The following is a 20,920-nucleotide window of genomic DNA, read 5'->3' as shown; positions in this document are numbered from 1 at the left end:
CATGATCTCCAACTTCCGCTGCCGCAGGCGCCTTGCCGAGCCCCCTGCCCCTTACATAAAGGCTGGAACGATCGCTCGGTTCGCGGGCATCGTCGTCGGCCTTTGGTTTCTGTCGGGCCTTGCGTCAGTGGCGAACGCCGCCAACGCATCCGTTTTCCTCGAGGACCAGACCTGGACCGAACTGCGCGACCGGATCGCCGCCGGGACGACGACGATCATTGTCCCGATAGGCGGCACTGAGCAAAGCGGCCCCGCCATGGCGCTGGGCAAGCACAATGTGCGGGTCAAGTTCTTGGCCGAGAAGATAGCCGGCCAACTGGGCAACGCGTTGGTCGCGCCCGTGATCTCCTATGTTCCGGAAGGGACCATCGATCCGCCGACCGCCCATATGCGGTTTCCCGGCACGATCACCATCAGCGACAAGACTTTCGAGCAGTTGCTAGAATCCGCGGCCCGCAGCTTCAAGCTGCACGGCTTCAAGACCATCGTGCTGATCGGCGACCACGGCGGCTATCAGGCTAACGAGCGCCATGTCGCCGATCGCCTCAACGCCGAATGGCGCAAAACCCCGGTCCGGGTCTTTGCGGCGCTCGAATACTATCAGATCACCCAGGGCGCCTATGTCGACAAGCTCCTGTCGGCCGGCGCGACACGGCCGGAGATCGGAACCCACGCCGGATTGGCCGACACATCGCTGATGCTCGCCATCGATCCTTCCATGGTGCGCAAGGATCGCCTTGCGTCCGCGCCGAAGCTCGATGCTGGCGACGGCGTCTATGGTGGCGATCCGACACGATCGTCAGCCGCGTTTGGCCAGCTCGGCGTCGACTTGATCGTCAACGGGACGACCGACGCGATCCGCGAATTCGAAAAACAGCAGCCCAAATGATCAAAGCATATCTTCAGTTCACGAGCTTTTCCGCGCTGCTCGTCTTGTTGCTCGCCCTGTCTTCGGCATCGGCTTCGGCCGGCTCATGTCCGGAGGATTGCAGCGAGCCGGCGCCTTCGCGCTCTCCGATCAACATCTACGACCAGACAAGCTCTGATCATTTGAGCCCGGCGACGGCCGGCGCGCTGCCACGTGTCTATGTTCCGAACCGCTCGTCCAACAGCGTATCGGTGATCGACCCCGTGGCCCTCAAGGAAGTCGACCAGTTCCCTGTCGGGCGCAAGCCGCAGCACGTCGTTCCGTCCTGGGATCTGAAGACGCTCTGGGTCGCCAACAACGCCAGCGGCTCCAGCAAGGGCAGCGTAACGCCTATCGACCCCAGGACCGCCAAGCCGGGCCACGAAATTCCGGTCGATGACCCCTACAACATGTACTTCATGCCGGACGGAAGTTCGGCCATCATCGTCGATGAAGCCTACCAGCGGCTCGACCTGCGCGATCCGCAGACCATGGCGCTGAAATCGACGCTCCCGACGCCGACCTGCCCCGGCATCAACCACGCCGATTTTTCCGTCGACAGTTCCTACGCCATCTTCACCTGCGAATATGGCGATGGCGGCGTGCTGAAGGTCGACCTGAAAAATCAGAAAGTGCTTGGCCACCTCGCTCTGTCGAAAATGGGTATGCCGCAGGACGTCAGGCTCTCCCCCGACGGCAAGGTCTTCTATGTCGCCGACATGATGAACGACGGCGTGTTCCTGATCGACGGAGACAGTTTTTCCGAGATCGGCTTCATCGCCACCGGCATCGGTACGCACGGATTTGTCGTCAGCCGGGACGGGACAAAGCTCTACGTGTCGAACCGCGGCTCGCACAAGATGGAGCAAGGCCGTGCGAAGGGGCCGGGCAGCGTGACCGTCATCGATTTCGCCACCCGTTCGGTCGTCGCGCAATGGCCGATACCGGGCGGCGGCAGCCCCGACATGGGCAATGTCAGCGCCGACGGCAAGCAATTGTGGCTGTCCGGCCGCTTCGACAGCGAGGTCTACATGATCGACACGACCTCGGGCGCCGTGACGAAAATCCGGGTCGGCGTCGAGCCTCACGGCCTGACGGTCTGGCCGCAGCCCGGCAGGTACTCGCAGGGCCACACCGGCAACATGCGATAGGCATCTGGCGAGGTCGCAGCCATGCGGCGGCCACGCGCAACATGGCCCGCCTGCCGCGCAACCGCATGAAGAGCTTGTTGAGACGGCGCTAACGCCGGCGGGATGCGGTTCAGACAGAACGGCTTATTTCGCCGCTGGATCTGGATAATCGATAGAGGTGGCCGAGAACTTACTTCGATTTCCTAACAGTCGATGCTGATATTGACGTTTGTTCCATAAAAAACGAGATTTTCCGGCAACAGTTTTCAGTGACAGCCCGCAAAATCTACTCGCAATCTTGTTACTGATCCACGATACTTTAATGATTCGGTAGCGATGAGAGAAAAATGTCGCTGAATCATGAGGCCAACGGCGCCCGGCATATCAGTGCAGAGGAGAGCACAGTTGTCCGAAAGCGCGACGATGACCCGCTCGAAGACCTAATCCGAAGCATCCGAGCCGGCACGCCTTCTGCTTCGCCTTCCTTCGACGAGACGCCCACCAGATTGGTCCAGCCAGACACGCTGGCTGCTTCCCTCAGTTCAATTCAGACAGGATCGAGCCACAGTCAGACCAGGCGCGTTTCCTCCCCCTTATCCGGCCATCAGTCGATTCTGCGCTCCGGTGACGACCTGGCAGTCCATTTGAAAGGCGTGGCGGAAGGGCTGGAATTGTCGCGGCATGCATGGTCCTCCCTGCAGGACTATCTGGTCAGGCTCGATGCGCAAACGCACCATGCCGACGCTCTCGATGCTGAGACATGGGAATTGCAGGAGGCGGCGGCCAAGCTCGAACATCTGCACGATCGCGCGTCGAAAGAGCTTGAGAGAAAATCGCGCGAGCTGTCGATCGCAAGCACGACCATCGCCGAGCTGAAGGTCGAACTCGACAGGACCCGGCAGACCATCGCGGAGGCCGACAGGCACGCCAACCAGCGCGAAGCGAGGTTCCTCAAGGCGAATGTCGAGGTCGAGCGTCTGGGACGGAACCTGGCGCGGATCTCGGAGCAGCTTGCCGATGAGATCGTGGCCAGGCAAGCCGCCGAGCGGGCGCGCGAGGACGCTGCATCGCGGCGCGCCAGCCTGGAACAAGCCGCCATGCTGCTTCATGCCAAGGCTGCGGATTACCAGCTCCTTAATGAGCAGCTGACCGGCAAACTGTCCCGGCAGATGGCGGTGCAGCAAGACCTGCACGCACAGCTGTCCACGGCCGAGCATGAGCGCGGCGTTCTCAGCGATTGCGCCGCCGCCGCGCAGGAGCGGGCTGCGGGGCTCGAGAGGGAATTGCGCTCGCTCCAGCGACGCGCCACCGCCCTGCTTGTCGATCAGGCCGTGGTGCGCGCACCGCCGAGCCACGTCGCGGAAGGTGCCGAGCATTGGCGTCAGGCTTCGCAAGCCGAGATCGTGAAGTTGCGCGAGGAGCGCGACGCGGCGCGCAGGGACTGTGCCGCGGTCAAGGTTCAACTCGCCGATCTGCGCTTGCGCGGCATGACCGAAGAGCTCGCCCACGCCCGTTGCCGCGACGAGAACCGCGAGCTTCACCGCAGGCTCGAAACGCTGGCTCGCCAGAACCAGCGCAACGAACCGCCAGTGGATGCCGATCTCGAACGAGCATTCGACGGGTTGGACCTGCTGGCAACCGGCGAGCTTAGCGCGGCCAACGACGGCGATCCCGCCGTGGCGCGCAAAGCGTCTTGATCACATTGCTGATGTATGTCGGCAGGCAAGATGGCCATGACGTCGAGCCTATTGCCTGTGGGACGGCGGTGAGACCGGCCCGTGACCGGCCACTCCGAAAATCGTCAACTCGACGGCTGGCCCTGCGCGTCGGCGGAAACCGAGGCCCAGGCCTCCCAGGTGGCCATCCGGCTGGCGTAGGCCTGCCTGGCAAGGGTCAGCCCGGCATTGCCGAGGAACAGGCGCAGCGGCGGCTCCGGCGCTTCCACGACGGTGAGGATCGCCTGCGCGGTCGCCTGGGGATTCCCCAGCTGCTGGCCGACGCTTCTGGCTTTCATCCGGTCACGCAGATCGTCGTATTCAGGCATCGGCACGGCACGGGTGGCCGATGACCCGCGCCAGTCAGTGGCATAGCCGCCGGGTTCGATCAGCGTCACCTTGATGCCGAACGTATCGACTTCAGACGCCAGGGTCTCCGTCAGGCCCTCGACCGCCCATTTGGTGGCGTTGTAGACGCCGGCGGTAGGGAAAGTGATGACACCGGCGACGCTCGACGTCACCAGTATGTGTCCGCTGCCCTGCTTGCGCAGCTGCGGCAACACCGCCTGGATCACCCACAGCGTGCCGAAAAAGTTGACGTCGAACTGGGCGCGCGACTGTGCCTCGTCGCTTTCCTCGACCGTGCCGAACAGCGCGTAGCCGGCATTGCTGACCACCACGTCGATGCGGCCGAAATGCGCGACCGTCCGCGCGACGGCGCCGGACACCGCCTCACGGTCGGTCAAATCGACGACCAGCGGCAGAAAGGTCTCGGCATAGACGGCGCTGAGATCCGCCAGATCCTCGGCCTTGCGGGCGGTCGCGGCGATCCTGTCGCCTCGCTTCAGCGCCGCTTCGACCCAGGCACGGCCGAGACCGCGTGTGGCGCCTGTGACAAACCAGATCTTCGACATGGGATTCTCCTATCAATGTGAGACACGAAAGCGCGAGACGATCACCGCGGCCGTCGGGCCGCGGTCGAGCCTCGCTCATGTCGCCAGGGTCGTCCTTGCCGCCGCCACCCGCGCCCGCGGACCGGCCAGAATGTGTCGTGAGATCGCCAGAATCGGCGCGCGCAGCGGCGGGCATGCCCGTCCAGATGGCGGGAACGGCATATTTTCTGGCAGGATCGATCGAGCACACCAGGCGCCGACATTCTAGACAGAAAGGAGCCGGCGATCGGCCAGCACGGATGCGCGGCCGGCGAAATCCGGCTATGCTGGCTGCGATTTATGCCGATCGGGAAAGCGCATTCGATCCAGGGCCTGTTGTGATCAGGGGCCTGTCGCGAGAAGTGGATTGACCTGATGGATAAGCACGACGCCCTGGACACCGTCCCGCGCCCCATCGTCGGTAAGGCGCTTGAGCTTACCGATGTCGACGAGCTGCATCCCCACGCGCACCGCAAGTCGCAGCTGCTCTATGTGGTCGGCGGCGTGATCACGGTGACGGCGGCCTCCGGCATATGGACCGTCCCGCCCTCCTGCGCGATATGGATTCCGGGCGGCTGCATCCACACTGCCCGCGTCGTCGGCACGGCGTCGGTCCGCTGCCTGTATCTGGAGCCTGAGGTTTCCGCCTCGCTGCAGGCCGAATGCGGCATCATCTTTGTCCAACCGCTGCTGCGCGAATTGATCCTGCGCTTCGTTGCCGGACCGCTGCTCTACGACACCGGCGACAGCCGCGAGGCACGGCTGGTCTCGGTGCTGACCGACGAGCTGAACGCCGCGCCCGAGGAACCGCTTTACCTGCCGATGCCGAGCGATCGCCGTCTGCGCCGGATCGTCGAGCTCTGCCTCGACGATCCCACGCTGCGGCTGACGATCGACGAATGGGGCGCGCGTGTCGGCGCCAGCAACCGCACGCTGAGCCGTCTGTTCTGCGAGCAGACCGGCATGCCGTTCGTGAAATGGCGCCAGCAGCTCCATGTCGGTCTTGCCTTGCAGAAACTGGCATCGCGCGAGAGCGTCACCAACATTGCGCTCGACCTCGGCTACGAAAGCACGAGCGCCTTCATCGCCATGTTCAAGCGCACGATGGGAACCACGCCATCGCGCTATTTTGCCGATGATCACTTTGCGGCGGCGGCACAATCGGACAGCGGCGCCGCCAACCGGCAAGGCTCGCCCGTCAACCCGAATGTCATAACCTTCCCGCACGACAGAAAACCCTTGTTGAAATCCGACGGCTCGAAGGGATAACGCCGGGAGCGCTGCGGCCGGATGCCTTGCCAGCATGTGTGAGCCTGCCCTCACCGCCTCGCTTGTGTGGCCAAACTGCATCGCCGATATTTTGCCGAGAGCCGTTTGGACGAAGCGGTCCACACGAATGGCACATCGTCACATAACTGTAATAGCGCGCGCCTAGCTAAATCCTCGCCACATCCCAATGCGCCGCTCCATGCGCCGCCACATCTCGAGGAAAGACCATGCTTTTGCGCACCATCATCGCCCCATTGGGCGTCTGCTTGTCCATGGCCACATCGGTCTTTGCCGCCGACCTGGTCGAAGCCCCGCCGCCGGCAGCGCCGAGCTGGACGATTGCAGTCGAAGGCGACCCGGAATTCTTTGCCATCGACAATGGCAGCAACACCGCCCGGTCGCTTGCCGACGCCTACTTCAAACTCAGCGTTTCGCACAATTTCGACAACAATTTCGTCGGCGGCATCTTCATCCAGCCGACTTTCAAGACCGGTGGAAAGTCGCAGTACTACGCCGAAGCGAGCCTCGGCTACAAAATCAAGATCACCGATGCCTTCACCCTGACCCCGAGCCTCGGGCTCGGCTACACCTGGCACGACACAGGCATCATCAAGGACGACGATGCCAACGCGAATGTTCCCTACTACGCCCTGTACATCGCGGGCGATTGGAAGGTCTCCAAGCAGTGGACCTGGAACGTCTTCAACTTCCGCTATCGCAATGCCTTCAGCACCACCTGGGAAACGCCGAAGCTGGCCACCGGCGTGACCTACAACATCGACTCCACCAACGCTGTCTATGCCAGCGTCGGTTATTCCTGGAAGAAGACCGACACCACTTCAGCCCCCTACAACGATCTCGCCGGCGACAAATGGAACATCGGGATCGGCTACAAGCACTCGCTCTGAGCGGATCGGAGAACGCGCAGGCTGGCACTGTAGCCAGCCTGCGTCCTGAATCCTCTCGGCTGCGTCCCAGCAGTGAAATCCATCCACGGTCTGATCGACCTTGCCGCGACCATGGGAAGGCAAGCGGGAACCAGTTCCCTGAACATGGATAATGCGCTGACAGGGGCTGAATCGAACCTGCAGCAGTCCTCCTCCGCCAAGGCTTCGGAGGACACTCCTTCGTCTAACGAGCTTCGAGTGGCTTGCCACCCGAAGCTCGGAGAGAGCGAAGGGTGGTGCCCCTAGCCGGGATCGAACCAGCACTCCTTGCGGAACTCGATTTTGAGTCGAGCGCGTCTACCAATTCCGCCATAGGGGCTCAGGCCGGGCGGCCTGGATGGGCGCGGACTATACGGTTGGAGGCCTGTTCGTCAACTGGCCAATTCTCGGGATCGCCTGGATGCGACCAATCTTCGCCTTTTGATTTCGTGGCGGTGCTGCCATTGTGCAGCGCGGAAAATCTTTCTAGACAGGCGGCGCATGAAGCGTGGCGTGTCTGAAGGGACCGACGCGCGAGCTTGGGCCCTTGTTTTCATCCCTGCCTTTGCCCCCGGGCATCTGCGCACTTTGGGCGACACGCATTAGGAGAGCCGATGCTTCGCGGACTGTACGACTGGACCCTGTCGCTGGCGGCGCGCAAATCCGCCGAATGGTGGCTGGCCTTCATCGCTTTCGTCGAGAGCTCGGTGTTCTTCATTCCGGCGGACGTACTGTTCCTGCCCATGGCGTTGGCGCGGCCCGAACGCGCCTATCGCTACGCGCTGACCGCCACTGTTGCGTCCGTGCTGGGCGGCATTGCCGGCTGGCTGATTGGCTACTACGCCTACGACACGATAGCCCGGCCGATCCTGGAGCATTTCGGCGGCCTTGCCGCGTTCGAGCAATGGCAGTCGTCCGGCACCGGGCTGATGCTGGTGCTGCTCGTCACGTCCGGCGTTGCGCACCTGCCTCCGATCAAGGTGGTCACTATCCTGGCCGGGGCGCTTCACATCAATCTTGTGGTCTTCATCGTCTCGGCCATCCTGGCGCGAGGCGCTCGTTTCCTGCTGCTGGCCTGGCTGCTGCGCCGCTATGGTGAGTCGATCAAGGAGTTCATCGAGAAGCGCCTGGGATTGATTGTCGGCGCCGGCGCGGCTGCCCTGATTTTGCTCTATATCGTCGTCAAATACGCCTTCTGAGGCGTCTCCCTCAAAAGACGCTTTGAGAGAGATGCAAGCGGTCCTGGCGGGCGGCGAACACAACGGACGAAGACCCATGACAGCGACCATGAATGCCGACACCGGACGCCAGCGGACACGGACCGCCCTGTTTCTCGCCGTCGCCATGGCCGCGACCGTCGGCTCGGCGCTCTGCTTCCAGTACATTGGCGGCTATATCCCCTGCCACCTCTGCTTGGAACAGCGCACCCCCTACTATATCGGCGCGCCGCTGATGGTGCTGGCGGTGATTGCATCGATGCTGCACGCGCCGGCCTGGCTGACGCGCGGCCTGCTGGGCATTGGCGGCCTCTTGATGCTCTACGGCCTCTATCTCGGCGTCTACCACTCCGGTGTCGAGTGGCAGTGGTGGGCCGGCCCGACCGACTGCACGGCGGGCGCCGGCCCGGTCGACACCGGTGGCAAGGGCGTGCTCGACGCGCTCGACAAATTCGTGCCGCCCTCCTGCGACAAAGCCGCACTGCGCATCCTGGGACTGTCGCTGGCCGGCTGGAATGCCATCGCCAGCCTTATCCTGGCCGCCGTCGCCTTTCGCGGCGCGTTTTCCCGCGACTGAACCAATTCGATTTTGCGGCGCGACGCAGAATTCGAGCAAAAATTCGGCAGGCTGAGTCGGATGGCGCGGCTTTCGAGAACCGGAGCGGAGCGTACTTAAGTACGTGAGCTCAGTTCTACTGCGACGCAGTAGAACGGGGAAGCGTAGAAAGCTGCGTCAGGCGGCCAGCATGGCGGATTTGTGCCGAACTCTATGGCTCGAGTTCGACATCCCAGTACAGATAATCCATCCAGCTTTCATGCAGATGGTTGGGCGGGAACAGACGGCCGTTGTTGTGCAGATCATGCACGGTCGGCTGGTAAGGCTTCTGCAGCGGAAACATCTTGGCATGCGCCGGCATCATGCCACCCTTCCTCAAATTGCAGGGCGAACAGGCGGCAACGACATTCTCCCATGTCGTCGCACCACCACGATGGCGAGGGATGACGTGGTCGAAGGTCAGGTCGTCAGGAGTGCCGCAATACTGGCACTGGAAGCGGTCGCGCAGGAAGACGTTGAAGCGGGTGAAGGCCGGGTGCCTGGACGGCTTCACATAGGCCTTCAGGCTGACCACGCTCGGCAGCTTCATCGAGAAGGTCGGCGAGGACACCGCATGCTCGTATTCGGCGACGATGTTCACCCGGTCGAGGAACACCGCCTTGATGGCGTCCTGCCAGGACCAGAGCGACAAGGGGTAATAGCTGAGCGGACGGTAATCCGCATTCAGCACCAGCGCTGGAAGCCCATCCGGAGATACGGCAACCGTCACCTTGTTTACCTCCTTGGTTCTAGACCCGAACGGCGCGGATACTGTAAGCCCGACATGACAGGGATGTGAAGCGGATTGTCGCTCGCGCGAAGTGCCAAAAAAGCATGATTTTTATGCTTTTTTGCGAATTCAGGCCGGGGGTGCTGCGTCCCTGCCCCTGGTTTCGCGATAGTAGGACCAGAAAAGCCGCGATGCGACACCTCGCCACGGGCTCCATGATTCGGCGAGTTGGATCAGTGTTTTCTCCGGCGGACGCGGGTCGATGCCGAGCGCATGGCCGACCGCGCTCTGCAGCGCAACGTCACGCGCGGGGAAGATGTCGGGGTGCCCGGCGGCAAACAGAAGGTACACTTCCGCCGTCCACGGCCCGATGCCGGGCACCGCCGTCATCGCCGTGATCGCCTCCTCGGCCTCAAGCGAACAAAGGTGATTGAGGTCGAGGCCATCGGCCACCGCCTGGGCAACGGCGATCAGCCCGCGCTGCTTGGGCCGCGACAGCCCGGCCTCGCGAAACATGTCCTCGCCGGCGGCCAGGATCGCCTGCGGCGTCAGCGGGTCGACAAGCCTGGTCAGCCGGCCGAAGATCGCGTCGGCGCTCGCCCGGGAGACCTGCTGCGAGACGATGATCGAGGCCAGGCTCCTGAAGCCCGGCTCCGAGAGCCGCAGCGGCACCTCGCCGGCCATGCCGCGCACCTTTTCCAGGCGCGGGTCGATGATGCAAAGCGCATCGAGCCCGCGCGCAATGTCGTCCAGTGTCGCGATGCGTTGCATTGTATCCTTGTCCGCGAATGTGCAGCAAAGTAGCAACCGCCGAAACCACAGCACAACCCGATTGCCGTTTGAGACATGACGCTCCTGACATTCCGCTTCGCGCCCAGCCCCAACGGTGAACTGCATCTCGGCCATGCCTATTCGGCGCTGCTCAACCAGAAGCTGGCAAAGGCCAATGGCGGCCGGCTGCTGCTGCGCATCGAGGATATCGACACGACACGCTGCACGCCGCAATTCGAGGCCGGCGTGCTGGCCGATCTGAAATGGCTGGGCCTTGGCTGGGAAGAGCCGGTGCGCCGCCAGTCCGAGCATTTCGCCGAGTACGAGGCGGTGCTTGACCGGCTGATCCGCGAGGAACTGGTCTATCCCGCCTTCATGAGCCGTGGCGAAATCCGCGCCTTTATCGCCGGCAGCGAGAAGCGCGGACGCGACTGGCCGCGCGATCCCGATGGCGTGCCGCTCTACCCCCCGGCCGACAAAGCGCTGCCGGTCAGGGAACGCAAGCGGCGCATCGCCGATAACAAGCCCTTCGCCTGGCGGCTGGATGTCGACGCCGCCATGACACGTGTCGGCAGGGATCTCGCATGGGCCGAATTCACCGATGAGACGCTTTCCACGACGCGCGCGGTCGCGGCCCGTCCGCAGGATTGGGGCGACGTGATCGTGGCGCGCCGCGACATCCCGACCAGCTACCACCTCGCCGTCGTCATGGACGATGCGCTGCAAACTATCAGCCATGTCGTACGCGGACAGGACCTGTTTTCCGCTACCGGCGTGCAGCGCCTGCTGCAGGAACTGCTCGGGCTGCCGCAGCCGGCCTATTTCCACCATCGGCTCATCCTCGGGTCGGATGGGCGAAAACTGTCGAAGAGCCTTGGCGATACCGGCCTTGCCGAGCTGCGCGGCGCTGGTGCATCGCCTGACAACATCAGGCGAATGGTCGGGCTTTAAAGCCTTTGGAAAACGCGCCGCTTTCGCCACCAATTGAATTCCGGTGATGCATGGATCAACGGTTTCGTTTTGCACGCCGGGTTGAACCGGACTAGAGCATCGCCACGGTCAGTTCTCACCAACTCGGCGATCTCCGGAAAATGCACAGCATCAAGCGGTTCATCCCCGCCACCTTTGTCGTCCTGTGGGCGACCGGCTTCATCGGCGCGCGCTACGCCATGCCGTGGGCGGAGCCGTTCACCTTCCTCGCCGCCCGTTTCGTCATCGCCGCCATCCTGCTGGCTGTCCTGATGCCGGTTCTGGGGTCGAAACGAGCCACCCGCAAGGAGGCGCTGCACGCCACCGGCGCCGGCATCCTGATGCATGGCGTCTATCTCGGCGCCGTCTTCTGGGCCATCCACCGGGGCATGCCGGCCGGGTTCTCGGCCCTGATCGTCGGCCTGCAGCCGCTGATAACGGCGGTGCTTGCCGGCAAGTTTCTCGGCGAGGCCATCCTGCCGCGCCACTGGCTCGGCCTTGGCATCGGCCTGATCGGCATCGTCATCGTGCTGTGGCCAAAGCTCGGCGCGCTCGGCGGCGGCGTGACCGCGGCGACGCTGACCGCCTCGCTGGTCTCGGTGCTCGGCATGAGCGCCGGCACCATCTGGCAGAAGCGCTTTGCGTCCGGCGGCGACCTCGTGGCGGCCACCATGTGGCAATATGTCGGCGGCGCCTCGCTGATGATCCTCGCCGCGCTTGCCTTCGAGACACACACCGTCGTCATCAACGGCGAACTGATCTTCGCCATGGCCTGGCTGGTGCTGGTGCTGTCGCTCGGCGCCATCTTCCTGCTGATGGTAATGATCCGCGACGGCGAAATGTCGAAAGTCGCCTCGCTTTTCTACCTGGTGCCGGCGGTGACGGCGATCATCGCCTGGGCCCTGTTCAACGAGCAGCTCAATGCGCTGCAGATTGTCGGCATGGCCATCACGACGTTCGGCGTCGGCCTGGCAACGGCGCGGCAGGCCAAGGGAAGAATTGAGGAATTGAGGAATTGAGGAATTGAGGAATTGAGGAATTGAGGAATTGAGGAATTGAGGAATTGAGGAATTGAGGAATTGAGGAATTGAGGAATTGAGGAATTGAGGAAGAAGCACACAGCATCAGATATGGCCAATCTTTCTTCAATTCTTCAATTCTCCAGTTCTTCAATTCGGCCGGTCAGCCAACCCGCGCACGCGCCTCCAAATAGCGGCTGATTGCGGCGTTGAGCTCGCCGCCGAGGATGAAGATCGCCGAGACGATGTAGAGGAAAACCACCGCGATCATGATCGAGGCAAGGCCGGCATAGGTCGTCACATAGGACGAGAAATGGTCGAGATAGGTGGCGAACATGGTCGAGCCGATGAGCCATGCGGCCAGTGTGAAGATGATGCCCGGCACCAGCGACACGAAGCGGCGCTTGCCGGCCGGCAGCCAGTAGTGCACCGAAAACAGCCCGCCGATGATGACGGTCGAGGCGATGACGTAGCGCCACAGCGTGATCGTGCCGGTATAGGGTTTGATCCACTCGAAATGGGCTTCGGCCAGCCGCGCCAGCAAGGGCGCGAACACCAGGAGCACGCTGATCGCCAGGAATCCGGCCGTCGCGATCAGCACGAAGAACAGGCTCTGCACGCGGCGATGGATGATGCCGCGCGTTTCCGTGACGCGATAGGCGCGGTTGAGCGACGTGCGCAGCGCCTCGATGCCGTTCGAGGCAAAGTAGGCGGCAAGCAGCACGCCATAGGTCAACAGATCGGTGCGCCGGACGGTCAGCACGTTCAGCACCTCATGCGCGATCGGCTTGGCGATCTGATCCGGCCAGGTGTCGAAAACCAGGTGCACGGCCGTGTCGGCAAACGCCTGGGCGCCGAGGAAGCTGCCCAGCGTCGTGGCGAAGATCAGGAACGGAAACAGCGCCATCAGCGAGGTGATCGCCAGATGGCTGGCCATCGCCCAGCCGTCATCGGTGTTGAAATGACCGAGCGCGTCGTAGAGCACGCGGCGCAGGGCGACAATATTCCGCAGCAAGGACGCGCGCTCCCTTCGATTGTCTCGACGCCGCGAATATGGGAAGTGAATGCGGCAAATGGCAACCCTAAGTCAAACCACGAATTCTCCAACGACCGAGTTGCGCACCATCATCATCACCGGTGCGTCCTCAGGCATAGGCGCCTATTGCGCGCGAGCGCTGAAGGCCGAGGGCTGGCGGGTCTTCGCGACAGCGCGCAAGCCGGAAGACATCGCCGCCCTCGAAGCAGACGGCATCGAGGCTTTCTACCTCGATTACAGTGACCCGGACTCGATCGCCGCCCTGGTGACTTCAGTGCTCGACCGCACGGGCGGAAGGCTCGACGCGCTCTTCAACAATGGCGCCTACGCCCAGGCCGGCGCGGTCGAGGATCTGTCGGTGGCCGCGCTGAAAGGGCAGTTCGAGGTCAATTTCTTCGGTTGGCATGATTTGACCAGCCGTCTCGTCCCGGTGATGCGCCGCCAGGGCCATGGCCGCTTCGTCCATTGCTCATCGATCCTTGGTCTCGTGCCGGTGCGTTTTCGTGGCGCCTATTCGGCCTCTAAACATGCACTCGAGGCGCTGATGCTCTGTCAGCGCCAAGAACTGGAAGGCAGCGGCGTCCATGTTTCGCTGATCGAACCGGGGCCGGTGAAATCGAAGATCGCCAGCAACGGCCTGCCCTGGTTCCTGAAAAACATCGACATCGAGAATTCCGTGCATAGCGTCGACTATGCCGCGCAGCTGGAGCGGCTGCGCGCCGGCGGCAGCCAGTCGGCGCTGAAGCCTGGGCCCGAAGTGGTCCATAAGGTTCTGCGCCATGCACTTCTGTCGCGGCGCCCGCGCCCGCACTATGTGGTAACGGTGCCGGCTAAGATCGGCGCGGCGCTCAAACGCATCCTGCCGGCATCGATACTCTACCGCCTGATGGCCAAACGCGCCTGAACGCCAAAACAACTGGAAACGCAACAATGGCAACCGTCTTCAACATCCTCGCCATTCTGGTCATGGCCGCCGTGGTGATCGTGCTGATCCGCGGCCTCATCAACATGATGCGCGGAGGTTCCGGCGTCACCTCGAACAAGCTGATGCAGGCACGCGTGATGCTGCAGGCCGTGGCGCTGGTGCTGATTCTGCTGGCGGTGTATTTCACCCGCAAGTGAGGATAGCAACCGTTCGGGAGGCGACGTGGTCAAGCTCAACAAGATCTACACCCGCACCGGCGACGATGGCACCACGGGTCTCGGCACCGGAGAGCGGCGGCTGAAATCCGACCTGCGGGTGGACGCCTACGGCACGGTCGACGAAGCCAACGCCTGCATCGGCATGGCACGGGTCCACACAGTAGCCAGCCATCCGGCGATCGATGCCATGCTGTCGCGCATCCAGAACGACCTTTTCGACCTCGGCGCCGATCTTGCGGTGCCCGACGACGGCAAACCGCTTGGCTATGAGCCGCTGCGCATCGTTGCCACGCAGACCGACCGTGTCGAGAAGGACATCGACCTCCTCAACAAGGACCTCCAGCCGCTCAAATCCTTCGTGCTCAATGGCGGCACGCCGGCGGCAGCTGCCTTGCATCTCGCCCGCACGGTGGCGCGGCGGGCCGAACGGCTGATGGTGGCACTCGCCCAGAACCCGGGCGAGCACGTCAACCGCGACGGGCTGAAATACATCAACCGCGTCTCGGATTTCCTGTTTGTCGCCGCCCGGGCGGTCAATGACAACGGAAATGCCGACGTGCTATGGGTTCCCGGCAAGAACCGCTGAACGGACCGAAAGCGGGAGGGGGCCAGGGACGATGTTCATCCCGCTTTACGACACCAACAGGCTGCGCCACATCCGCCTGCAATATGTGACGATCGGCCTGATCGTGGCCAACGCGCTCGTCTATTGCGCCACGGCACTCGGCGGTGAGAATTTCACCAACGCTGCCGTGCTTGGCCTCGGCTTCATCCCGTCGGTCGTTCATGACACAGCCGAGCTCGACCCTCGCTTTGTCATCATCCCCGAAAGCCTGAGCTACCTCACCTATTCCTTCCTGCATGCCGACATCTTCCATCTCGGCGGTAACATGCTGTTCCTGTGGGTGTTCGGCGACAATGTCGAGGACGCGCTCGGCCACATCCGCTACCTGATCTTCTACCTGCTCTGCGCCATCGCCGGCGCCGCCTTCCAGGGCCTCGTCGCCTGGAATTCGCAGGCGCCGCTGATCGGCGCCTCCGGCGCCATCGCCGGCGTGGTCGTCGCCTATTTGATCCTCTATCCCAGGGTGAAGGTCTGGGTTCTGGCCTTCGCCCGCATCCCGCTGCGCATTCCGGCCTTCATCCCGCTCATCCTGTGGGTGCTGTTCCAGGTCTTCATGTTCGCGGCCGGTGGTGAGGACCAGATCTCCTGGGCCTGCCACATCGGCGGCATCATTGCCGGCGCCGTGCTGGTGCTTGTCCTGCGCAGCCGCGGCGTGCCGCTTTTTGCAGGCGCGGACGAGGATACCGTGGTTCCCACATCAGACCCGCCGCCGGTTGCTGCTGAACCAGCGGCGCCCGAACCGCCGGCCACCACGACGCGCTGGGGTCGAGGAAACCCCTCTGGCTCAAACTGAACCGATTTGAGCCGCTTTCAGCGTATTGACGTCAAGGGTTGCCGCAACTACGGAAACGTCTCCGTCTGAGCCCAAGGCGGGCAAAGACCAGAATTTCCATCCGGCCAGAATTCCGTCTGGCCGGAATTCAGTCAGGAATGTCGGCTTTCGACAACTCAGAAGGGGCGCAGGCTGCTATAGCGCGCCCAACTAGCGTGAAGAGGTGACAGGCAAATGAAGATCCTTGTGCCCGTGAAACGGGTTGTGGATGCGAACGTCAAGGTTCGCGTGAAGGCTGATGGTTCGGCGGTTGAACTCGCCAACGTCAAGATGGCGATGAACCCGTTCGACGAGATCGCGGTCGAAGAGGCGATCCGGCTCAAGGAAGCCGGCAAGGCCGAAGAGATCATCGTCGTTTCGATCGGCCCGCAGCAGGCGCAGGAAACCCTGCGCACCGCGCTCGCCATGGGCGCCGACCGCGCCATCCTGGTCAAGACCGACGAGCAGACCGAGCCGCTCGGCGTCGCCAAGGTGCTGAAGGGCGTCGTCGACGCTGAGCAACCCGGCCTCGTCATCCTCGGCAAGCAGGCGATCGACGACGATTCCAACCAGACCGGCCAGATGCTGGCGGCCCTGCTCGGCTGGGCCCAAGGCACCTTCGCCTCCAAGGTCGTGCTTGACGGCGACAAGGCCAAGGTGACGCGCGAAGTCGACGGCGGCCTGCAGACGGTGGAACTGAAGATGCCGGCGATCATCACCGCCGACCTTCGCCTCAACCAGCCGCGCTATGCCTCTTTGCCCAACATCATGAAGGCCAAGAAGAAGCAGCTCGACGAAAAGACCCCGGCCGACTACGGCGCCGACGTCAAGCCGCGCCTCAAGGTCATCAAGACCGAGGAGCCGAGCGGCCGCAAGGCGGGCGTCAAGGTCAAGAGCGTCGCCGAACTGGTCGACAAGCTCAAGAACGAAGCCGGCGTGCTCTGAGATCGGAAGGAACAGATAAAATGACCATTCTCCTCATCGCCGAACACGACAACGCCACCCTTTCCGACCAGACCGCCAAGGCGCTTTCGGCGGCCCTGCAGATCGGCTCCGACGTGCATGTGCTGGTCGCCGGCAAGGGCGCCAAGGGTGCGGCCGACGCCGCCGCCAAGCTCAAGGGCGTGACCAAGGTGCTGCTCGCCGAAGCCGACGAACTCGCCGAGCGTCTCGCCGAGCCGACGGCGGCACTCGTCGTGTCGCTCGCCGGCGGCTACGACACCATCATCGCGCCGGCGACCTCGTCGGGCAAGAACGTCGCGCCGCGCGTTGCCGCCCTGCTCGATGTCGCGCAGGTCTCCGAGATCATCGAAGTGGTGTCGCCGGACACGTTCAAGCGGCCGATCTATGCCGGCAACGCCATCCAGACCGTGCAGTCGACCGACGCCAAGAAGGTCATCACGGTGCGCACCGCCTCCTTCCAGGCAGCCCCCGAGGGCGGCTCGGCCGCGGTCGAGACCGTCAAGGCGGCGGCCAATCCCGGCCTCTCCACCTTCGTCGAGAACAAGCTGTCGGACACTGACCGTCCGGAACTAACCTCGGCCAAGATCATCATTTCGGGTGGCCGTGCTCTCGGCTCCTCGGAGAAGTTCCAGGAAGTCATCCTGCCGGTCGCCGACAAGCTCGGCGCCGCCGTCGGCGCGTCCCGCGCCGCGGTCGATGCCGGCTATGCGCCGAACGACTGGCAGGTCGGCCAGACCGGCAAGGTCGTCGCTCCCGATCTCTACATCGCGGTCGGCATCTCCGGCGCCATCCAGCACCTTGCCGGCATGAAGGATTCGAAGGTCATCGTCGCCATAAACAAGGACGAGGAAGCGCCGATCTTCCAGGTTGCCGACTATGGCCTCGTCGGCGATCTCTTCGTCATTCTGCCGGAGTTGCAGAAGGCGCTTTGACGCTCTCTGACAAAGCGTATTAAATACCTGGGGTGGGGTAGACGAAGTCTCCCCGCCCTTTTAGTTTGCACTGCACAAAAACCAGGCCGCAAAGGCCAAAAGCAATTCCAGCAAAAATGCGCAGCGGTTTTGCGTCCGGAATTGCGGAAAACAAAAGGTGGAGCGCTTTCGCAATTCATGCGGAAGGGCTCAGGACGGGATCGGTGTAATGAGCAAGATCGAGACGATCGGCATCATCGGCGCGGGCCAGATGGGTGGGGGTATCGCCCATGTCTCCGCCCTATCGGGCTACAAGGTGCTGATCTACGATATATCGCCTGATCGCATCGAGAAGGGCATCGCCACCATCAGCGGCAACATGGCCCGTCAGGTGGGGTCCGGCAAGCTTGACGAGAAGCTGCGCAACCAGGCGATGGCGCGCATTGCCTCGGCGCCGACGATGGCAGATCTCGCCGGCGCCGATCTGGTGATCGAGGCGGCGACAGAAGACGAGACCGTCAAGCGCAAGATCTACGCGCAGCTCTGTCCGCAGCTTAATCCCGAAGCCATCCTGGCGACCAACACCTCGTCGATCTCGATCACGCGGCTTGCCGCGCAGACCGACCGGCCGGAGCGCTTCATCGGCATACATTTCATGAACCCGGTGCCGCTGATGAAGCTGGTCGAGCTGGTGCGCGGCATCGCCACCGAGGACCAGACCTTCGAGGCGGCCAAGACCTATGTGAAGCAGCTCGACAAGACGATCACGGTCTCGGAGGATTTCCCGGCCTTCATCGTCAACCGCATCCTGCTGCCGATGATCAACGAGGCGATCTACACGCTTTATGAGGGCGTCGGCTCGGTCGATGCCATCGACACCGCCATGCGGCTTGGCGCCAACCATCCCATGGGGCCGCTGCAGCTTGCCGATTTCATCGGCCTCGACACCTGCCTGTCGATCATGCAGGTGCTGCATGACGGCCTGTCGGATTCGAAGTACCGCCCCTGCCCGCTGCTGGTCAAATATGTCGAGGCCGGCTGGCTCGGCCGCAAGACCGGGCGCGGCTTCTACGACTATCGCGGCGAGCACCCCGTCCCGACGCGCTGACGCGTCGGTTCACGACGCTGCGGCAAGCGGCGCGGGCGGTTCTGACCTGTCGTCGCTGATCCTGTCGTCCGGCGCCACTGAAACGCATCCGCGGCCGGCGGCCTTGGCCGCATAGCAGGCGGCGTCGGCCTTTGCGATGATCTCATCGACCTCACCGCAATTGGCGCAGATCGCCGCCAGCCCGATGCTGGCACCGATCGCGTGCGGCCGGCCGTCCCAGGTGAAGTTGAGGCCGGCTATCGCATCGATGATGGAGCGCGCCGCGATCCTGGCGCCGGCGGTCGAACCCGATTTCAGGATGACCGCGAATTCGTCGCCACCCAGGCGCGCGACAATATCCTCGGGCCCAAGCACGTCGCGCACGGCCTCGGCGACCCGCTTCAGCAAGGCGTCCCCGGCGGCGTGACCACCGGTGTCGTTGACCAGTTTGAAATGATCGAGGTCGATGAACATGAACTGATGGCCGCTCCCGGCCGTCGTGCCGTCCTTGCGCGCCTGATCGACCAATCCCTCCATGGTGCGGATGAAGCTCGAGCGATTGGCAAGGCCGGTCAACGCATCATGCGCGGCGGCGTGAGCGAGTTGGCGCTGCAGGGCACGCGCATCGGTGAAGTCCTGGAAGACGATGACCAGCCCGCAGAATTCGTTGCGCTCGTTCATGATCGGCGACACGACCTGACGGATGCTGCAGCGTGTGTCGTCGCGGCGGATCAGCACGGCACGGCTGTTCTGGTCGGAGGGCGCCTCCGCGCCGATCGCCGGCCGTGTCACGCCGATCCTGTGACCCGTCTCCTCGTCGACCGCCCAATAGACATGGCCGAGCGTCTTGCCGAGGGCCGCCTCGCCGGAAACGCCGGTCAGCTTCTCGGCAACCGGGTTCATGAAGGTGACGCGGTTCGCCGCATCGGTACAGATAACGGCATCGCCGATCGACTGCAGCGTCACCCGGAGCCGCTCCTTCTCGTCGGCCAGCATTGCCGCCGACACGGTCAGGCGCTCTTCGACTTCCTTGCGTCGGGTGATGTCGGTCAGGCTGCCGATGGCCCTGATCAGACGCCCGTCCCCGTCGCGCTCGATGGCCTTGCCGCGGTCGAGGATCCAGACCCAATAGCCGTCCTTGTGACGCATCCTGAACTCGGCCTCGAAAAACTCCGTCTGGCCGTCAAGGTGGGCGCGGTCCGCTTCGGCGACGGTCTCGCGGTCGTCGGGATGGATCATGGTCAGCCAGCGGTCCGGATCGCCGTCGAGTTCGCCATCCGCATAACCCAGCATCTTGACCCAGGTCGAGGAATAGGTCGTGCCGCCTTTGCGGACGTCGAGATCCCAGACGCCCTGGCCGGCGCCGGCCAGAGCGAAATTCCAGCGTGTTTCGGCCTCAGTGATGCGCGCTTCGGCCTGCTTGCGCGCGTCGATGTCTTCGATCTGCGAGACGAGATAGAGCGGGCGCCCGTCTTTCTCGTCACGAATGACGGAGCCGGCGAGATGCGCCCAGACGGGCGTGCCGTCTTTCTTGAGATAGCGCTTCTCGAGTTGGAAGGCGTTGACCGTGCCCGCTTTGATGCCTTCCATGGTCTCCCGCCCGATATGCAGGTCGTCAGGATGGGTGATCTGGAAAAATGTCATCGCCTCGATCTCTTCGCGGCTGTAGCCAAGCATCGAGGCAAACGCCGGATTGGTTTCGAGAATGCACCCGTTCAGCCCGACAATGGCGATGCCGATCGCCGAATCCTGCATGGCCCGGCGAAAGCGCTGCTCGCTTTGCGCGATTTGCCGCCGATCGGCGGAGATTCGAACGACGAACAGCCCGGCGAGGAAAAGCGCGCCGCCCGCAATAGCGACCGATATCTGAAGACAAAGCTTGAGTGCCTCTGCGCCAAGGTCCAGCCTCGACAGCACGGCCGAGGCCGCCGCTACGGCAAGGCCGGCCACAAGCAACGCCGGCGCGGCATGTCTGTGGAGCCCGATGAGTCCTGGTAATCTCACGATCCGTGCCACCCCCGTGGGCAATCGCTTTTTCCCGTTAAAACCTTGAAGGATCGATTTTAAGGAAAGGTTGCGTAGGGGGTACTGGCGACAGCGGTAACCGGCAAACAATTGCCGGCATGATTAAGGATCGGTGTGCACGGGGGTGTGGTCGCAGGTA

The 20,920-nt window shown here is 63.2% G+C and carries 21 protein-coding genes and 1 tRNA gene; 16 read left to right on the top strand and 6 right to left on the bottom strand.

Annotated elements, in window-relative coordinates:
• The first annotated feature begins 1 nt into the window (after position 1).
• The 3 genes from AC0V7N_RS10090 to AC0V7N_RS10080 all read left to right on the top strand — a co-directional run bounded on the left by AC0V7N_RS10090 (position 2) and on the right by AC0V7N_RS10080 (position 3,734).
• Positions 2-889 (top strand): creatininase family protein, encoded by an 888-nt coding sequence (locus AC0V7N_RS10090; RefSeq protein WP_475456925.1) that lies wholly within the window; start codon positions 2-4, stop codon positions 887-889.
• Positions 886-2,058, top strand: coding sequence for a YVTN family beta-propeller repeat protein (locus tag AC0V7N_RS10085; RefSeq protein WP_475456923.1), 1,173 nt, complete (start codon positions 886-888; stop codon positions 2,056-2,058). Before AC0V7N_RS10090 ends, AC0V7N_RS10085 begins: the two co-directional genes overlap by 4 nt.
• Positions 2,059-2,384: 326 nt before the next feature.
• Positions 2,385-3,734: a coiled-coil domain-containing protein gene (locus AC0V7N_RS10080; RefSeq protein ID WP_475456921.1), complete on the top strand. Its 1,350-nt coding sequence runs from the start codon at positions 2,385-2,387 to the stop codon at positions 3,732-3,734.
• A gap of 104 nt (positions 3,735-3,838) precedes the next feature.
• Here the strand turns inward: AC0V7N_RS10080 and AC0V7N_RS10075 are convergent, their stop codons facing one another.
• The gene (locus AC0V7N_RS10075) at positions 3,839-4,666 is read right to left on the bottom strand and encodes an oxidoreductase (RefSeq protein ID WP_475456919.1); all 828 of its coding nucleotides are present in this window, start codon (positions 4,664-4,666) and stop codon (positions 3,839-3,841) included.
• A gap of 393 nt (positions 4,667-5,059) precedes the next feature.
• Between AC0V7N_RS10075 and AC0V7N_RS10070 the strand changes: the two genes are divergently transcribed.
• The gene (locus AC0V7N_RS10070; RefSeq protein ID WP_475456917.1) at positions 5,060-5,953 is read left to right on the top strand and encodes an AraC family transcriptional regulator; all 894 of its coding nucleotides are present in this window, start codon (positions 5,060-5,062) and stop codon (positions 5,951-5,953) included.
• Positions 5,954-6,180: 227 nt separating this feature from the next.
• Positions 6,181-6,861: a TonB-dependent receptor gene (locus AC0V7N_RS10065; RefSeq protein WP_475456915.1), complete on the top strand. Its 681-nt coding sequence runs from the start codon at positions 6,181-6,183 to the stop codon at positions 6,859-6,861.
• A 273-nt stretch (positions 6,862-7,134) separates the two neighbouring features.
• Here AC0V7N_RS10065 and AC0V7N_RS10060 read toward each other — a convergent pair.
• Positions 7,135-7,219: transfer RNA gene (locus tag AC0V7N_RS10060), tRNA-Leu, on the bottom strand.
• A gap of 274 nt (positions 7,220-7,493) precedes the next feature.
• On the opposite strand from AC0V7N_RS10060, the gene AC0V7N_RS10055 reads away from it, so the two are divergent.
• Together AC0V7N_RS10055 and AC0V7N_RS10050 are read left to right on the top strand one after the other, a co-directional pair.
• Entirely contained in the window at positions 7,494-8,078 is a 585-nt protein-coding gene (locus tag AC0V7N_RS10055) for a YqaA family protein (RefSeq protein ID WP_475456913.1), read from the top strand.
• A gap of 76 nt (positions 8,079-8,154) precedes the next feature.
• Positions 8,155-8,673, top strand: a complete 519-nt coding sequence (locus AC0V7N_RS10050; RefSeq protein ID WP_475456911.1) for a disulfide bond formation protein B — start codon at positions 8,155-8,157, stop codon at positions 8,671-8,673.
• 190 nt (positions 8,674-8,863) lie between these two features.
• Here the strand turns inward: AC0V7N_RS10050 and AC0V7N_RS10045 are convergent, their stop codons facing one another.
• Both AC0V7N_RS10045 and AC0V7N_RS10040 read right to left on the bottom strand, forming a co-directional pair.
• Complete coding sequence (locus AC0V7N_RS10045; protein ID WP_027041701.1) at positions 8,864-9,421, bottom strand: HNH endonuclease; 558 nt, start codon at positions 9,419-9,421, stop codon at positions 8,864-8,866.
• A 129-nt stretch (positions 9,422-9,550) separates the two neighbouring features.
• On the bottom strand, positions 9,551-10,192 hold the full coding sequence (locus tag AC0V7N_RS10040) for a DNA-3-methyladenine glycosylase family protein (protein WP_475456908.1): 642 nt from the start codon (positions 10,190-10,192) through the stop codon (positions 9,551-9,553).
• Between the two features lie 75 nt (positions 10,193-10,267).
• On the opposite strand from AC0V7N_RS10040, the gene gluQRS reads away from it, so the two are divergent.
• Both gluQRS and AC0V7N_RS10030 read left to right on the top strand, forming a co-directional pair.
• A complete protein-coding gene (gene gluQRS, locus AC0V7N_RS10035) occupies positions 10,268-11,143 on the top strand; it encodes a tRNA glutamyl-Q(34) synthetase GluQRS (protein WP_475456906.1) in 876 nt (291 codons plus the stop codon).
• A 140-nt stretch (positions 11,144-11,283) separates the two neighbouring features.
• Positions 11,284-12,180 carry an EamA family transporter gene (locus tag AC0V7N_RS10030; protein ID WP_496627819.1) on the top strand — a complete coding sequence of 299 codons (897 nt, stop codon included), beginning with the start codon at positions 11,284-11,286 and terminating at the stop codon, positions 12,178-12,180.
• A 163-nt stretch (positions 12,181-12,343) separates the two neighbouring features.
• Here AC0V7N_RS10030 and AC0V7N_RS10025 read toward each other — a convergent pair whose 3' ends face one another.
• A complete protein-coding gene (locus AC0V7N_RS10025) occupies positions 12,344-13,195 on the bottom strand; it encodes a YihY/virulence factor BrkB family protein (RefSeq protein WP_027061768.1) in 852 nt (283 codons plus the stop codon).
• 58 nt (positions 13,196-13,253) lie between these two features.
• On the opposite strand from AC0V7N_RS10025, the gene AC0V7N_RS10020 reads away from it, so the two are divergent.
• From AC0V7N_RS10020 to AC0V7N_RS09990, 7 genes are all read left to right on the top strand, one after another.
• On the top strand, positions 13,254-14,120 hold the full coding sequence (locus AC0V7N_RS10020; RefSeq protein WP_475456904.1) for an SDR family oxidoreductase: 867 nt from the start codon (positions 13,254-13,256) through the stop codon (positions 14,118-14,120).
• Between the two features lie 26 nt (positions 14,121-14,146).
• Positions 14,147-14,338, top strand: a complete 192-nt coding sequence (locus AC0V7N_RS10015; protein WP_027031242.1) for a twin transmembrane helix small protein — start codon at positions 14,147-14,149, stop codon at positions 14,336-14,338.
• Positions 14,339-14,363: 25 nt separating this feature from the next.
• The gene (locus AC0V7N_RS10010) at positions 14,364-14,945 is read left to right on the top strand and encodes a cob(I)yrinic acid a,c-diamide adenosyltransferase (protein ID WP_475456902.1); all 582 of its coding nucleotides are present in this window, start codon (positions 14,364-14,366) and stop codon (positions 14,943-14,945) included.
• A gap of 31 nt (positions 14,946-14,976) precedes the next feature.
• A complete protein-coding gene (locus AC0V7N_RS10005; RefSeq protein WP_475456900.1) occupies positions 14,977-15,777 on the top strand; it encodes a rhomboid family intramembrane serine protease in 801 nt (266 codons plus the stop codon).
• Positions 15,778-15,990: 213 nt separating this feature from the next.
• Positions 15,991-16,740 (top strand): electron transfer flavoprotein subunit beta/FixA family protein, encoded by a 750-nt coding sequence (locus tag AC0V7N_RS10000; RefSeq protein ID WP_183459547.1) that lies wholly within the window; start codon positions 15,991-15,993, stop codon positions 16,738-16,740.
• Between the two features lie 20 nt (positions 16,741-16,760).
• A complete protein-coding gene (locus AC0V7N_RS09995) occupies positions 16,761-17,690 on the top strand; it encodes an electron transfer flavoprotein subunit alpha/FixB family protein (protein ID WP_475456898.1) in 930 nt (309 codons plus the stop codon).
• Between the two features lie 208 nt (positions 17,691-17,898).
• The gene (locus AC0V7N_RS09990; RefSeq protein WP_015315562.1) at positions 17,899-18,777 is read left to right on the top strand and encodes a 3-hydroxybutyryl-CoA dehydrogenase; all 879 of its coding nucleotides are present in this window, start codon (positions 17,899-17,901) and stop codon (positions 18,775-18,777) included.
• 9 nt (positions 18,778-18,786) lie between these two features.
• Here the strand turns inward: AC0V7N_RS09990 and AC0V7N_RS09985 are convergent, their stop codons facing one another.
• Positions 18,787-20,760 carry a PAS domain S-box protein gene (locus AC0V7N_RS09985; protein WP_496627818.1) on the bottom strand — a complete coding sequence of 658 codons (1,974 nt, stop codon included), beginning with the start codon at positions 20,758-20,760 and terminating at the stop codon, positions 18,787-18,789.
• Between the last annotated feature and the right edge of the window lie 160 nt (positions 20,761-20,920).

The sequence above is a fragment of the Mesorhizobium kamtschaticum genome, from assembly GCF_056174585.1.
This window is presented reverse-complemented; position numbering and strand designations above follow the sequence as displayed.